The 12,914-nt window shown below is 54.1% G+C and carries 13 protein-coding genes; 9 read left to right on the top strand and 4 right to left on the bottom strand.

Annotated features, from left to right (window positions below; all coding sequences use genetic code 11):
- The first annotated feature begins 47 nt into the window (after nt 1-47).
- From mhbT to dusC, 6 genes are all read left to right on the top strand, one after another.
- Entirely contained in the window at nt 48-1,406 is a 1,359-nt protein-coding gene (gene mhbT, locus OGV94_RS08630) for a 3-hydroxybenzoate transporter MhbT (RefSeq protein ID WP_286523090.1), read from the top strand.
- Between the two features lie 11 nt (nt 1,407-1,417).
- Entirely contained in the window at nt 1,418-2,455 is a 1,038-nt protein-coding gene (gene gtdA / locus OGV94_RS08625; RefSeq protein WP_075145914.1) for a gentisate 1,2-dioxygenase, read from the top strand.
- Nucleotides 2,456-2,470: 15 nt separating this feature from the next.
- Entirely contained in the window at nt 2,471-3,172 is a 702-nt protein-coding gene (locus tag OGV94_RS08620) for a fumarylacetoacetate hydrolase family protein (RefSeq protein WP_075145915.1), read from the top strand.
- Nucleotides 3,173-3,180: 8 nt separating this feature from the next.
- The gene (maiA, locus tag OGV94_RS08615; protein ID WP_043016946.1) at nt 3,181-3,825 is read left to right on the top strand and encodes a maleylacetoacetate isomerase; all 645 of its coding nucleotides are present in this window, start codon (nt 3,181-3,183) and stop codon (nt 3,823-3,825) included.
- A gap of 14 nt (nt 3,826-3,839) precedes the next feature.
- Entirely contained in the window at nt 3,840-5,033 is a 1,194-nt protein-coding gene (locus tag OGV94_RS08610; protein ID WP_213733312.1) for a 3-hydroxybenzoate 6-monooxygenase, read from the top strand.
- A 61-nt stretch (nt 5,034-5,094) separates the two neighbouring features.
- Nucleotides 5,095-6,033, top strand: coding sequence for a tRNA dihydrouridine(16) synthase DusC (gene dusC, locus OGV94_RS08605; RefSeq protein ID WP_075145917.1), 939 nt, complete (start codon nt 5,095-5,097; stop codon nt 6,031-6,033).
- Between the two features lie 69 nt (nt 6,034-6,102).
- On the opposite strand, the gene yohP is transcribed toward dusC, so the two are convergent.
- Both yohP and OGV94_RS08595 read right to left on the bottom strand, forming a co-directional pair.
- On the bottom strand, nt 6,103-6,186 hold the full coding sequence (yohP, locus tag OGV94_RS08600; RefSeq protein WP_015572324.1) for a small membrane protein YohP: 84 nt from the start codon (nt 6,184-6,186) through the stop codon (nt 6,103-6,105).
- A gap of 71 nt (nt 6,187-6,257) precedes the next feature.
- Complete coding sequence (locus OGV94_RS08595) at nt 6,258-6,992, bottom strand: class I SAM-dependent methyltransferase (protein ID WP_087052528.1); 735 nt, start codon at nt 6,990-6,992, stop codon at nt 6,258-6,260.
- A 169-nt stretch (nt 6,993-7,161) separates the two neighbouring features.
- On the opposite strand from OGV94_RS08595, the gene mdtQ reads away from it, so the two are divergent.
- Complete coding sequence (gene mdtQ, locus OGV94_RS08590; RefSeq protein ID WP_087052529.1) at nt 7,162-8,601, top strand: multidrug resistance outer membrane protein MdtQ; 1,440 nt, start codon at nt 7,162-7,164, stop codon at nt 8,599-8,601.
- 17 nt (nt 8,602-8,618) lie between these two features.
- Here mdtQ and OGV94_RS08585 read toward each other — a convergent pair whose 3' ends face one another.
- Entirely contained in the window at nt 8,619-9,206 is a 588-nt protein-coding gene (locus tag OGV94_RS08585) for a DedA family protein (RefSeq protein WP_043016941.1), read from the bottom strand.
- A 162-nt stretch (nt 9,207-9,368) separates the two neighbouring features.
- On the opposite strand from OGV94_RS08585, the gene OGV94_RS08580 reads away from it, so the two are divergent.
- Together OGV94_RS08580 and pbpG are read left to right on the top strand one after the other, a co-directional pair.
- Complete coding sequence (locus OGV94_RS08580) at nt 9,369-9,956, top strand: Yip1 family protein (protein WP_043016940.1); 588 nt, start codon at nt 9,369-9,371, stop codon at nt 9,954-9,956.
- 180 nt (nt 9,957-10,136) lie between these two features.
- Nucleotides 10,137-11,084 carry a D-alanyl-D-alanine endopeptidase gene (gene pbpG / locus OGV94_RS08575; RefSeq protein WP_043016939.1) on the top strand — a complete coding sequence of 316 codons (948 nt, stop codon included), beginning with the start codon at nt 10,137-10,139 and terminating at the stop codon, nt 11,082-11,084.
- A gap of 102 nt (nt 11,085-11,186) precedes the next feature.
- On the opposite strand, the gene dld is transcribed toward pbpG, so the two are convergent.
- The gene (gene dld / locus OGV94_RS08570) at nt 11,187-12,896 is read right to left on the bottom strand and encodes a D-lactate dehydrogenase (RefSeq protein WP_286523085.1); all 1,710 of its coding nucleotides are present in this window, start codon (nt 12,894-12,896) and stop codon (nt 11,187-11,189) included.
- Nucleotides 12,897-12,914: the final 18 nt, after the last annotated feature.

Raw genomic sequence — 12,914 nt, 5'->3', positions numbered from 1 at the left:
CCGAAAACAAAACAGACATCTACTCTACCTGCACTGAGGCATTCACTATGACTCACCAACGTGATCTACAAGCACTGATCGATTCCGCCCCCGTCGGCAAGACCCAGTGGCGCGTTATCATCTGTTGTTTTCTGGTCGTCATGCTCGATGGTTTTGATACCGCGGCGATTGGTTTTATCGCACCCGACATTCGCACTCATTGGCAACTGACTGCCGGCGATTTGGCGCCGCTGTTTGGCGCGGGCCTGCTGGGTCTGACCGCTGGCGCACTGCTCTGCGGTCCGCTGTCCGATCGTTTTGGTCGCAAACGCGTGATAGAACTCTGCGTGGCGCTGTTCGGCGCACTGAGCCTTTTATCGGCTTTTTCTCCCGACCTACAAACGCTGGTCATTTTGCGCTTCCTTACCGGATTAGGTCTGGGCGGCGCGATGCCAAATACCATCACCATGACGTCAGAATACCTGCCAGCGCGTCGGCGCGGCGCGCTGGTTACCATGATGTTCTGTGGATTTACCCTGGGGTCGGCGATGGGCGGGATTGTCAGCGCGCAGCTGGTGCCGGTCATTGGCTGGCACGGCATCCTGGTGCTGGGAGGCGTTCTACGGCTGATGCTGTTTGTGGCCCTGTTGTTTGCCTTACCGGAATCCCCACGCTGGCAGGTTCGTCGTCAGTTGCCGCAAAACGTGATTGCCAGAACCGTTAGCGCCATCACCCGGGAACGTTATGAAAATACCCAATTTTATCTCAACGAGGGCACCGCGATTGCTAAAGGCAGCATTCGCCAGCTGTTCGTCGGGCGACAGCTACCCATTACCCTGATGTTATGGGTGGTGTTCTTTATGAGCTTGCTGATTATTTATCTGCTCTCCAGTTGGATGCCGACGCTGTTAAACCATCGCGGAATAGACCTGCAGCATGCCTCATGGGTGACCGCCGCCTTCCAGATTGGCGGTACGCTCGGCGCGCTGGCGCTGGGAGTGCTGATGGATAAATACAACCCTTTCCGCGTGCTGGCTGTGAGCTATGCGCTGGGTGCGGTGTGTATTGTCATGATTGGCCTGAGCGAAAACGGCTTGTGGCTGATGGCGCTGGCCATTTTTGGCACCGGCATTGGTATCAGTGGTTCTCAGGTGGGCCTCAATGCGTTAACCGCCACGCTTTATCCGACGCAGAGTCGGGCGACGGGCGTCAGCTGGTCTAATGCGATTGGCCGCTGCGGCGCGATTGTCGGCTCGCTATCTGGCGGCGTGATGATGGCGATGAATTTCTCATTCGATAACCTGTTTTTCATTATCGCCGTTCCGGCGGCCATCAGCGCGGTGATGCTAGCCCTGCTGACGGTTGTTATCCGCCAGTCGGCCTCTGCCTCAAATACTCTGCCACGTGCAAGTGTTGTGAATGAATAAGGAGAATCCCTATGTCTGAACTGAATCAGGATGTTAAGAACAGCCGTCAGCAGTTTTACCAGCATATTTCCGGGCAGAATCTGACCCCGTTGTGGGAGTCGCTGCATCGTCTGGTGCCGTCAACGCCGAACGCGAATTGCGCGCCTGCGTACTGGAACTATCAGGAGATCCGTCCGCTACTGCTGGAAAGCGGCGATCTGATTGGCGCGAAAGAGGCGATTCGCCGCGTGCTGGTGCTGGAAAACCCAATGCTACGCGGACAGTCTTCAATCACCCCGACGCTGTACGCGGGATTGCAGTTAATCATGCCGGGCGAGGTTGCGCCGAGTCACCGCCATAATCAGTCTGCGCTGCGCTTTATTGTCGAAGGGAAAGGGGCATTTACCGCCGTGGATGGTGAGCGTACCCAGATGCATGAAGGCGATTTTATTCTGACGCCGCAGTGGCGCTGGCACGATCACGGCAACCCAGGCAGCGAACCGGTGGTGTGGCTGGACGGTCTGGATCTGCCGCTGGTGAATCTTCTGGGCTGCGGCTTTGCAGAAGACTACCCGGAAGATCAACAGCCGGTCACGCGCAAAGAAGGGGATTATTTACCGCGCTATGCGGCCAATATGCTGCCGCTGCGTCATCAGAAGGGTAACTCATCGCCCATTTTCAACTATCGCTACGATCGCAGCCGTGAAGCGCTACATGACCTGACCCACATGGGCGACGCCGATGAGTGGGACGGTTACAAGATGCGTTACGTGAACCCGGTAACCGGTGGTTATCCCATGCCTTCAATGGGGACCTTCCTGCAACTGTTGCCGAAGGGCTTTGCTTCGCGGATGGCGCGTACCACCGACAGCACTATCTACCACGTGGTGGAAGGAAGCGGGCAGGTCACCATCGGCAACGAAACCTTCAATTTTTCACCAAAAGATATCTTCGTGGTGCCAACCTGGCACGGCGTGTCGTTCAAGACCCACGAAGATACCGTTTTATTTAGTTTTTCGGACAGACCGGTTCAGGAAGCGCTGGGGTTGTTCCGTGAAGCACGTTATTAATTTGGGAGAGAGAAAATGACGCAATACGTATTCGAACCACAAGCGCCTGTTACCGTTCCGGTGGTTGGCAGTGATGAACAATTTCCCGTACGCCGCGTGTACTGTGTGGGCCGCAACTATGCCGCTCATGCGCGTGAAATGGGCTTTGATCCTGATCGCGAACCGCCGTTCTTCTTCTGTAAACCTGCCGATGCGGTGGTTCCGGTGGCGGCAGGTCAAACCCTCGAACTGCCGTACCCTTCGCAGACCGATAACTATCACTATGAGATAGAGCTGGTGGTGGCGATTGGTAAAAAGGGCAGCGATATACCACTGGAAAAAGCGCACGAATATATCTGGGGCTATGCCACCGGTCTGGATATGACCCGCCGCGACAGGCAGATGGAGATGCGCCAGATGGGGCGTCCGTGGGAAATCGGCAAAGCGTTCGATCTCTCTGCCCCCATCGCGCCGCTGCATAAAGCCAGCGAAAGCGTGGATGTTAACCATGCGCCTATCTGGCTGCAGGTCAACGGCGACGATCATCAGCGGAGCGATATTCGCCACCTCATCTGGTCCGTTAATGAAACCATTAGCTATCTGTCCGGCTTTTTCGAACTGCAGCCGGGCGATTTGATCTACACCGGTACTCCAGAAGGCGTGGGGGCGGTGGTGAAAGGGGATGTGATCACCGGAAACGTAGACGGTTTAACCCCCATCGCCGTGAAGATTGTCTGAGGTGGATGATGAAGCTGTACAGTTTCTTTAATAGCTCCGCGTCATATCGTGTACGCATTGCGCTGGCGCTGAAGGGGCTCGATTACCAGACGGTGGGCGTCAACATTCGAATTGGTCAGCAGAACGAGTTGGCCTACCGGCGGATGAATCCTGTGGGGCTGGTGCCTACGCTGGTTACCGACGACGGAGAATCACTCGGGCAGTCGCTGGCGATAACCGACTGGCTGGACGGCCACTTTCCGCAGTCGCCGCTGCTGCCTGCCGATTTCCCGGCGCGTAGTAAGGTGCTGGAAATCGTCTATGCCATCGCCTGTGATATCCATCCCGTGAATAACATGCGGGTATTGCGCTACCTGAGTGAAGAATTAAAGGTCAGTGAAGAAGATAAAAAACGCTGGTATGCGCACTGGATCCAGCAGGGGTTAAGCGCGGTGGAACAGATGCTGCGCCAGAGTCATTCGGGGACGTTCTGCGTGGGTGATGCGCCGACGCTGGCGGATTGCTGTCTGATCCCACAGTGGGCGAACGCGTTACGTATGGGCTGCGATCTGAGCGGATATCCGCGTTGTAAGGCGGTATATGATGCCTGTATCCAGCTTCCGGCGTTTATCGCCGCCGCGCCCGAGAATCAACAAGACAAAATTCCAGCCTGATAAGGAGAACGACAATGGCTAAAGTGACACGCGCAATTATCGTGGGTGGTGGGATTGGCGGCGCGGCGACTGCGCTATCGCTGGCCCGTCAGGGCATTAAAGTGATGTTGCTGGAGAAAGCGCACGAGATTGGTGAAATTGGCGCAGGTATTCAGCTTGGACCGAACGCGTTCTCTGCTCTGGACAGCCTTGGCGTGGGTGACGTCGCCCGCCGGCGCGCCGTTTTTACCGATCACATCACCATGATGGATGCGGTAAACGCGAAAGAGGTGGTACATATTGAAACCGGGCAGGCGTTTCGCGATCACTTCGGCGGCCCTTATGCGGTTATCCATCGGGTTGATATTCATGCTTCTGTCTGGGAAGCGGCGCTGGTTCACCCCAACGTTGAGTATCGCACTTCAACGAACGTGGTTGATATTCGCCAGACCGAGAATGACGTGACGGTATTTGATGAGCACGGCAACAGCTGGACGGCGGATATTTTGGTGGGCTGTGACGGTGTGAAATCGGTCGTTCGCCAGTCTCTGATTGGCGATGCGCCACGCGTGACCGGGCATGTGGTCTACCGGGCGGTGATTGATTGCGATGATATGCCGGAAGATTTGCGCATTAACGCGCCAGTGTTGTGGGCCGGACCGCACTGCCACCTGGTTCACTATCCGCTGCGCGGCGGCAAACAGTACAATCTGGTGGTGACCTTCCACAGTCGTCAGCAGGAAGAGTGGGGAGTGAAGGATGGCAGTAAAGAGGAGGTTCTCTCCTATTTCGCCGGAATTCACGCGCGACCGCGCCAGATGCTGGATAAACCCACGTCCTGGCGGCGTTGGTCCACTGCCGACCGCGAACCGGTAGAAAAATGGGGCACCGAACGTATTACGCTGGTGGGTGATGCCGCACATCCGGTGGCGCAATATATGGCGCAGGGAGCCTGTATGGCGCTGGAAGATGCCGTCACGCTTGGTAGGGCGTTACAGCAGTGTGACGGCGATGCGGCTGATGCCTTTGCCCTGTATGAGTCGGTGCGTATTCCGCGTACCGCCAGGATTGTCTGGTCGACGCGCGAAATGGGCCGTGTTTATCACGCTGCGGGAGTCGAACGTCAGGTGCGTAATCTGCTGTGGAAAGGGAAATCACAGGCTGAATTTTATCGTGGTATGGAATGGCTGTATGGCTGGAAAGAAGATAACTGCCTGTTGCCGCGCTGAGCCTCTTTAATCTCCCTAACGGAGGCGCTACCATAGCGCCTCTTTTTTTGCGGGTGACGATATGCGTGTTTTACTGGCGCCGATGGAAGGCGTGCTCGACTCACTGGTGCGCGAGCTGCTGACAGAAGTGAATGATTACGACCTGTGCATCACCGAGTTTGTGCGCGTGGTGGATCAGCTCTTGCCGGCAAAAGTATTTCATCGGCTCTGCCCGGAACTGCATAACGACAGTCGGACGCCATCCGGCACGCGGGTGCGCATACAGCTACTGGGGCAGTATCCGCAGTGGCTGGCGGAGAACGCCGCGCGCGCGGTTGAACTGGGATCGTACGGCGTCGATCTGAACTGCGGCTGTCCGTCGAAGCTGGTCAACGGCAGCGGCGGCGGTGCTACGTTATTGAAAGATCCTGAGCTTATCTACCGGGGCGCAAAAGCCATGCGCGAAGCGGTTCCGGCTCATCTCCCGGTGACGGTGAAAGTGCGTCTGGGCTGGGATAACAGCGACCGGCAGTTTGAAATTGCCGATGCCGTCCAGCAGGCTGGCGCCAGCGAACTGGCCGTGCATGGCCGAACCAAGGAGCAGGGCTATAAGGCCGAACATATCAACTGGCAGGCGATCGGTGAGATCCGCCAGCGGCTTTCCATTCCGGTTATCGCGAATGGCGAAATCTGGGACTGGCAAAGCGCCCAGGATTGCATGGCCATCAGCGGATGCGATGCGGTGATGATTGGACGTGGCGCATTAAATATTCCGAACCTGAGTCGCGTGGTGAAGTACAACGAGCCGCGTATGCCGTGGCCTGATGTGGTGAGGTTGTTGCAAAAATATACCCGTCTTGAAAAGCAGGGGGACACCGGGCTGTACCACGTGGCGCGGATTAAACAATGGCTGGGGTATTTGCGAAAAGAATATTCAGAGGCAACTGCACTGTTTCAGGAGATTCGTGCGTTAAACAATTCGCCGGATATCGCGCGCACGATTCAGGCTATTACCCTGTAAACGCAGCCGATGCGCCAGACCGGATTAAATACTAATACCTTATCCGGCCTGGCTGATATCGTAGCAATATCAGAAAATCATCTTAAACACGCCCGTTACCACCAACAGTCCAATCAGAAAAATAATCAGAATTACCCACAGCAGAATTTTCATTAATTTTCCCTTTTTTTGGTAAGTTCAGATTGAGTATAGGAAAGTATCAATCATTCTGCCTGGGGGGACTGTTATGCTGGTTTACGTGCGCTGAGCAAAAACACCATTGGCCGCTCTTTTTCTTCATCCAGCGCCGGGTTTTCAGCAATCTGTTGCGCAGACGGTCCCCATTCATCGACACAGACGATGTCGAATCCGGCCCCAACCAACGCATTAATCCAGGTCGCCAGTTTACGGTGCTGTTTTTTGACGCCTTCAGCAAACCAGTTACTGATGCGTTCGCCTTCCTGCTGATAATGATTGACCGGCCAGGACTGTTGCCCGGTTTTATCTTTTATCCAGCCCTGGTTAAGCGGTGCGGTATAAATTGGATGCTCGGCAGAAAAAACTAACATGCCGCCTGGTGTTAATGACTGGTAAATCGTTACCAATAATCGTTCTATATCGCGCAAATAGTGCAGGGCAAGCGAGCTATAAACCAGATCAAAGGAATTTGGCGACAGGGTAAGCATTTCGAGATCTTCACGCTGATAAACGATGCCACTACCCTGAGTCATACTGTGCGCCTGGGTTAACATCTTTTGTGAAATATCCAGTCCCAATACGCTGGCAGCCTGATTATCGCGCGCGTAGCGACAAAACCAGCCATATCCACAGCCCAAATCGAGAATGTTTTTTCCCTGCAGAGAGGGGAGCATAGCTTGTATTGTCGGCCATTCTGGCGCGCCATCGAGTCCTTTCACCGAACGATCCAGCGTGGCGTATCCTGCAAAGAACTCAGGGTCGTCATAGATATTCTGTGACATAACGTCTCCATCTATTAATTATTAAAATTATTTAATCTATATTATTTGTCTGGTGTATATTTTTCCGATTATATAATTTTATTGCCAAAGATGTATTGCCACGCGTAACTAAAAAAGCAGGAACGACAAGTCGTAATCTCTGCACATCTTTTCTTACCTGTATATCTCCATGAATCGTAATTCCGTTTTAGTCCCGGCGGCATTGTTGCCGCTTTTTATTCTGATGTCAGGCTGCGCGCCAATGCATGATGACCGCCAGTCTCTGTCGCAGCAGGCTCCTGCTGCGAATGTCGATACCACATTGCCCGCAGCGTTAAAAAATGGCTGGCCGGACAGCCAGTGGTGGAAGGCATACCATGACCCCCAGCTTAATGCGTTGATTGACAGCACGTTGCGAAATTCTCCTGATATGCAGGTAGCGGAACAGCGCATTCAACTGGCGGAGGCACAGGCTAAGGCGGTGGAGGCGCAGGATGGCCCGGAGATCGACTTCTCCGCGGACGTTGAGCGTCAGAGAATGTCAGCCGAAGGGCTGATGGGACCGTTTGCCATTACCGATCCGGCCGCCGGGACGACAGGGCCGTGGTACACCAACGGCACCTTTGGTTTAACCGCAGGCTGGAATCTGGATCTGTGGGGTAAGAATCGGGCTGAAGTGACGGCGCGTATAGGGGCCGTTAAGGCGCGTGAAGCCGAGCGTGAGCAAACCCGACAGCTGCTGGCGAGCGGCGTGTCTCGACTGTACTGGGAATGGCAAACGCAGGCCGCGCTGAAAACCGTGCTGACGCAAATCGAAACTGAGCAGCAAAACGTGATTACCGTCGATCGTCAGCTGTATCAAAACGGTCTTACTTCTTCAGTGGAAGGCGTTGAAACTGACATCGATTCCAGCAAGACAGAGCAGCAGTTAAACGACGTCAGCGGTAAAATGAAGGTCATCGAGGCGCGACTGAGCGCGCTGACTAATGCCCAGTCCACTGCCCTGAAGCTCCATACGACCAAACTGCCTGCGGTCGAAAGTCAGCTCCCGTCCCAGTTAGGTTACTCGCTACTGGCCCGCCGACCGGATTTACAGGCGGCGCACTGGTACATCGAATCATCGCTGAGCAGCATTGATGCGGCGAAAGCGGCGTTTTATCCCGATGTGAATCTGATAGCGTTTTTACAACAGGATGCGTTACATCTGAGCGACCTGTTCCGCCATTCCGCACAGCAAATGGGTGTCACAGCCGGACTCACGCTGCCTGTCTTCGACAGTGGCAGACTAAATGCGAATCTCGACATAACCAAAGCCCAAAGCAACCTGACGGTGGCGAATTACAATAAAGCCGTGGTAGATGCAGTGAATGACGTGGCGCGAGCAGCTTCGCAGGTGGAAACACTGGCGCAGAAAAATCAGCATCAGCAGCAGATTGAGCATGATGCCCAGCGCGTCGTGGGTCTGGCGCAGGCGCGCTTTAATGCCGGTATTATTGCTGGCTCCCGGGTCAGCGAGGCAAAGATCCCGGCTTTACGCGAGCAGTGCAACGGTCTGCTTTTACAAGGCCAGTGGCTGGATGCCTCAATCCAGTTGACCAGCGCGCTGGGTGGTGGTTATCACGCGTCCTGACTGTTCGGCCCGCGGTGTTAAGCTGTCGGGCCATTTTCATTGCGCTTACGTGCGCTTCGCCGTTTCATCCACCAGCGGACGCCCGCGACTATCCCGATAACCAGCACCAGCCAGATGCCATGCTTGATATGCTGGTCAAGGCTGTGCAGCCACGGCGCAATCACTTCGCCACCGACATAGCCGAGAGTGGTAAATAGCGATGCCCAGACAAATGCGCCAAGAATATTCAACGGTAAAAAAATCTTCGGCGGCAGGTGACTGGCGCCAATCAGCAAAGGACCAATAACGCGAAAGCCATACATAAAGCGCGTACCGACCACAAACAGGTAAGGACGTCGCTGGATCATCTTTTGTGCATAATCAATTTTTGCCTGATGGCGCGAGAAACGCTGCAAAATTTTGCCGCCAAAACGGCGTCCGAGTAAATAGAGCAACTGATCGCCAATCATCCCACCCAGTGCGACCGAGAGTACCACCAGCGGAAATTTCAGAACGCCCTGATGTGCCGCCACGCCGCCTAACAGGGTAATGGTTTCGCCTTCCGCCAGGCTGCCGATGATTAACGCAGCATAGCCGTATTGCGCAACATAATGATTTATATCCATACGATTGTATGACCTCCACTACTAATAGCATACACCCTATGAATATTTGATGCCGGAAAAGCACAACCTGGCGCTTCGGTATTTTTCCTGTGTACATAAAATAATCAAAAGCTGAATTATACTTGAAGTGTTGAGGTCCGGAGCTGACAAGAAGGGGGCGGTATGAACCATGTCTGGGGGCTGTTTTCCCATCCCGATCGTGAAATGCACGTGATCAACAGCGAAAACGAAAGTGTTTCGCATCACTACACCCACCATGTACTGCTGATGGCGGCAATCCCGGTTATTTGCGCGTTTATCGGCACCACGCAAATCGGCTGGAATTTTGGCGATGGCAATATCCTGAAATTATCCCTGTTAACCGGATTGGCGATGGCGATTCTGTTTTACGGGGTGATGCTGGCAGGCGTCGCCGTCATGGGCCGGGTTATCTGGTGGATGGCGCGAAATTACCCGCAGCGTCCGTCGCTGGCGCATTGTATGGTGTTTGCCGGATATGTCGCGACGCCGCTGTTTTTAAGCGGGCTCGTCGCACTTTATCCGCTGGTCTGGCTGTGCGCATTGGTGGGGACCATCGCGCTGTTTTACACCGGCTATTTACTTTACCTCGGTATACCGACGTTCCTGAATATCACTCGTGAGGAAGGGTTAAGTTTTTCCAGTTCGACGCTGGCGATCGGTGTGCTGGTACTGGAAGTTTTGCTGGCTATTACGGTAATCCTGTGGGGTTACGGCTATCGGTTATTCTGACGGATAAACCTGTCTGCGCTGCGTTGTTGACGTAAAAGTCAGCAACGCAGCATTTCGAGACGATTCTCCTGTGGCGGCAAACCTGCCGGATCGCTATGATGCCTGAGCTAGCTTGAGATAATACTTAGTCTCAGGCGGTGTGCGTTGTGACGTGCGTGAACCATTATCAGAAATCTCATCATGCTGAAATTCCGAGTTTCATTATTAAGCCTTGCCCTGGTGCTGGCCGTTCCTTTTGCACCCCAAGCCGTGGCTAAAACGGCAACTACCGCAGCGGCTTCTCAACCTGAGATAGCATCCGGTAGCGCGATGATTGTTGATCTGAATACCAACAAAGTTATCTATTCGAACCATCCGGACCTTGTGCGTCCGATTGCGTCGATTACCAAATTAATGACGGCGATGGTGGTGCTTGATGCGCGACTGCCGCTGAATGAAAAGCTGAAAGTTGATATTAGCCAGACGCCGGAAATGAAAGGCATTTACTCTCGCGTTCGACTTAACAGCGAAATTAGCCGTAAAGACATGCTGTTGCTGGCGCTGATGTCATCAGAAAACCGCGCGGCGGCGAGCCTGGCGCATCATTACCCGGGCGGATATAACGCGTTTATCAAAGCCATGAATGCCAAAGCGAAATCGCTCGGTATGACTCAGACACGCTTTGTGGAACCCACCGGCTTATCGATTCATAACGTTTCGACGGCCCGGGACTTAACCAAACTGCTGATTGCCAGCAAACAGTATCCGCTGATTGGCCAGCTAAGTACGACGCGCGAAGATATGGCGACGTTTGCCAATCCGGCGTATACGCTGCCGTTTCGTAACACCAACCATTTGGTATACCGCGATAACTGGAATATTCAGTTAACGAAAACCGGGTTTACCAATGCGGCGGGTCACTGTCTGGTGATGCGCACGGTGATTAATAACAAACCGGTGGCGCTGGTGGTGATGGATGCATTTGGTAAATATACCCACTTTGCCGATGCCAGCCGTTTACGTACCTGGATTGAAACGGGCAAGGTGATGCCGGTTCCGGCGGCGGCGCTGAGCTATAAAAAGCAAAAAGCCGCGCAGATGGCGGCGGCAGGTTCGGCGACGGGCGAGCAAATCGCACAGAACGATTAAACAAGACGTCTTATCCGGCCTGCACAAAACTAATGTGGCTGTAGGCCGGGCAAGCGAAGCGCCCCCGGCAACATGCCCGGTGGCGCTTATCTTTTTTTTGCTTTACGACTCTTTCCAAAACTTCTGCTTACTCGTTTTCCCAATACCCGGATTCATACTGTTGGTGGGATCGTTCTCACGGTAAAAACGGGTCAAGGTTTCCGGCGCCTGATACAGATGCCCGACGTTGTGCTCTGCCGGATACTGCGCCCCACGCTCGCGCAGGAGTTCCAGCATTTGCTCTTTCAGCGCATGCGCGTCCACGCCTTTTTTCACAATGTAATCCTGATGGAAGACGTAGCACATAAAGTGACCGTAATAGAGTTTGTGCACCAGTTGGCTGTCGATCTCTGGAGGCAGATGCTCGTACCATTCGGTATCGTTACGGCGTAGCGCGATATCCAGCGCCAGAATATCTTCCACTTCATCGGCATGCACGGCCTGATAACGTATAGCCGCGCCAGCCGCCGCAAAGCGGTGTAAAAACGCCTTGCTGCCTTCTTCCGCGGTACAGGCAAAGAAATCGCCTTCAGCGGTTTTGAAATATTCGCTAAGCCAGTTTTGCGCTTCAGCCACGCCGCCGCCGGCCATTTTTAACAGCAGGTGATGTTCGTACTTATCGCGCCAGCTTTTCATGCGTGCCGGTAAGTGGCTGGGGAACAAATGACCAAATTTCTGCATTGCGCGATCGGTGAAGTGCGGACGGAAAATTTTCACTTTTTCCAGCATCGCATCGGTGCGACCTTTCAGGGTGAAGAAGAACGGCATTTTGTCGGTGCCGAGCTTGTCGATCATCAGAAACGTATCTTTGCCGTATTGCTCAGCAATGTCGTAAATATCGCGGTGCATGTATTCACCGGCGACCGGCAGATGCTCAAATTTTGCCAGAATATGCCGGCGGATCTCTGTCAATACCTCTGGCTGGTTGGTGCCGATATAAAAGACCTGCTGGTTTTTTTCGGCTTCGAAGGTGTCCAGGCGCACGGCGAAAACCGCGAGCTTGCCGGCACAACCGGATGATTCAAACAATCTATCCGGGTCGGCGTTATAGCGTGCAGGCGTGTCCGCCTCGATATCTCTGACGCGGGTAACGTAGTCGTGATCGTGCGCATGACGCCCGTCATGGCGGACATCGTCATCTTTAATCCGCTCGTCATCAAGTTTGCTCAGGATCTGCTCCGGGGTCTGGCCCAGCTCGATACCCAGATGGTTAACCAGCTGTAATTTGCCCTGTTCGTCAATACGCGCAAACAGCGACATCTCCGTGTATGCCGGACCGCGCTGTACCAGCGAGCCGCCGGAGTTGTTGCAAATGCCGCCGATAACCGAAGCGCCGATGCAAGACGAACCGATCACTGAATGCGGCTCACGGCCAAACGGTTTGAGCGCTTTTTCCAGCGAATAAAGCGTGGTTCCAGGGTAAGCCAAAACCTGTTCGCCTTTGCCAATGACGTGCAGCTTATCAAGACGCAGAGTGCTGATAATGACAATCTCGCGGTCATAATCATTACCGCTCGGCGTAGAGCCTTCGGTCAGACCGGTGTTTGCGGCCTGCATCAGGATGATTTTATCTGCGGCGACGCAGGCGCTCAAAACGCGCCACAGTTCTAAAAGCGAGCCCGGGAACACGACGGCAAGCGCATCGCCCTGGCCGGAGCGGAAGCCCTTGCGATAGCGGGCGGTTTTAGCAGGGTCTGTGAGCAGGTGTGAATGACCCACCAGACGGGTCAGTTCATTCAGAAAAGCTTTATTATCTGTTTTAATGGAAGACATTCTCCACTCCTTGTGGTG

Source organism: Citrobacter sp. Ce006, assembly GCF_030336535.1.
GTDB classification, from domain to species: Bacteria; Pseudomonadota; Gammaproteobacteria; order Enterobacterales; family Enterobacteriaceae; genus Citrobacter; species Citrobacter europaeus.
Note: the sequence above shows the minus strand (reverse complement) of the source record. Positions and strands in the feature narration are given on the sequence as shown.

Coding starts and splice junctions, on each gene's coding strand:
- dusC (WP_075145917.1), top strand. CDS start 5,095: ATGCGTGTTTTACTGGCGCCGATGGAAGGCGTGCTCGACTCACTGGTG.
- yohP (WP_015572324.1), bottom strand. CDS start 6,186: ATGAAAATTCTGCTGTGGGTAATTCTGATTATTTTTCTGATTGGACTG.
- pbpG (WP_043016939.1), top strand. CDS start 10,137: ATGCTGAAATTCCGAGTTTCATTATTAAGCCTTGCCCTGGTGCTGGCC.
- OGV94_RS08610 (WP_213733312.1), top strand. CDS start 3,840: ATGGCTAAAGTGACACGCGCAATTATCGTGGGTGGTGGGATTGGCGGC.
- mhbT (WP_286523090.1), top strand. CDS start 48: ATGACTCACCAACGTGATCTACAAGCACTGATCGATTCCGCCCCCGTC.
- gtdA (WP_075145914.1), top strand. CDS start 1,418: ATGTCTGAACTGAATCAGGATGTTAAGAACAGCCGTCAGCAGTTTTAC.
- OGV94_RS08580 (WP_043016940.1), top strand. CDS start 9,369: ATGAACCATGTCTGGGGGCTGTTTTCCCATCCCGATCGTGAAATGCAC.
- dld (WP_286523085.1), bottom strand. CDS start 12,896: ATGTCTTCCATTAAAACAGATAATAAAGCTTTTCTGAATGAACTGACC.
- maiA (WP_043016946.1), top strand. CDS start 3,181: ATGAAGCTGTACAGTTTCTTTAATAGCTCCGCGTCATATCGTGTACGC.
- OGV94_RS08620 (WP_075145915.1), top strand. CDS start 2,471: ATGACGCAATACGTATTCGAACCACAAGCGCCTGTTACCGTTCCGGTG.
- OGV94_RS08585 (WP_043016941.1), bottom strand. CDS start 9,206: ATGGATATAAATCATTATGTTGCGCAATACGGCTATGCTGCGTTAATC.
- OGV94_RS08595 (WP_087052528.1), bottom strand. CDS start 6,992: ATGTCACAGAATATCTATGACGACCCTGAGTTCTTTGCAGGATACGCC.
- mdtQ (WP_087052529.1), top strand. CDS start 7,162: ATGAATCGTAATTCCGTTTTAGTCCCGGCGGCATTGTTGCCGCTTTTT.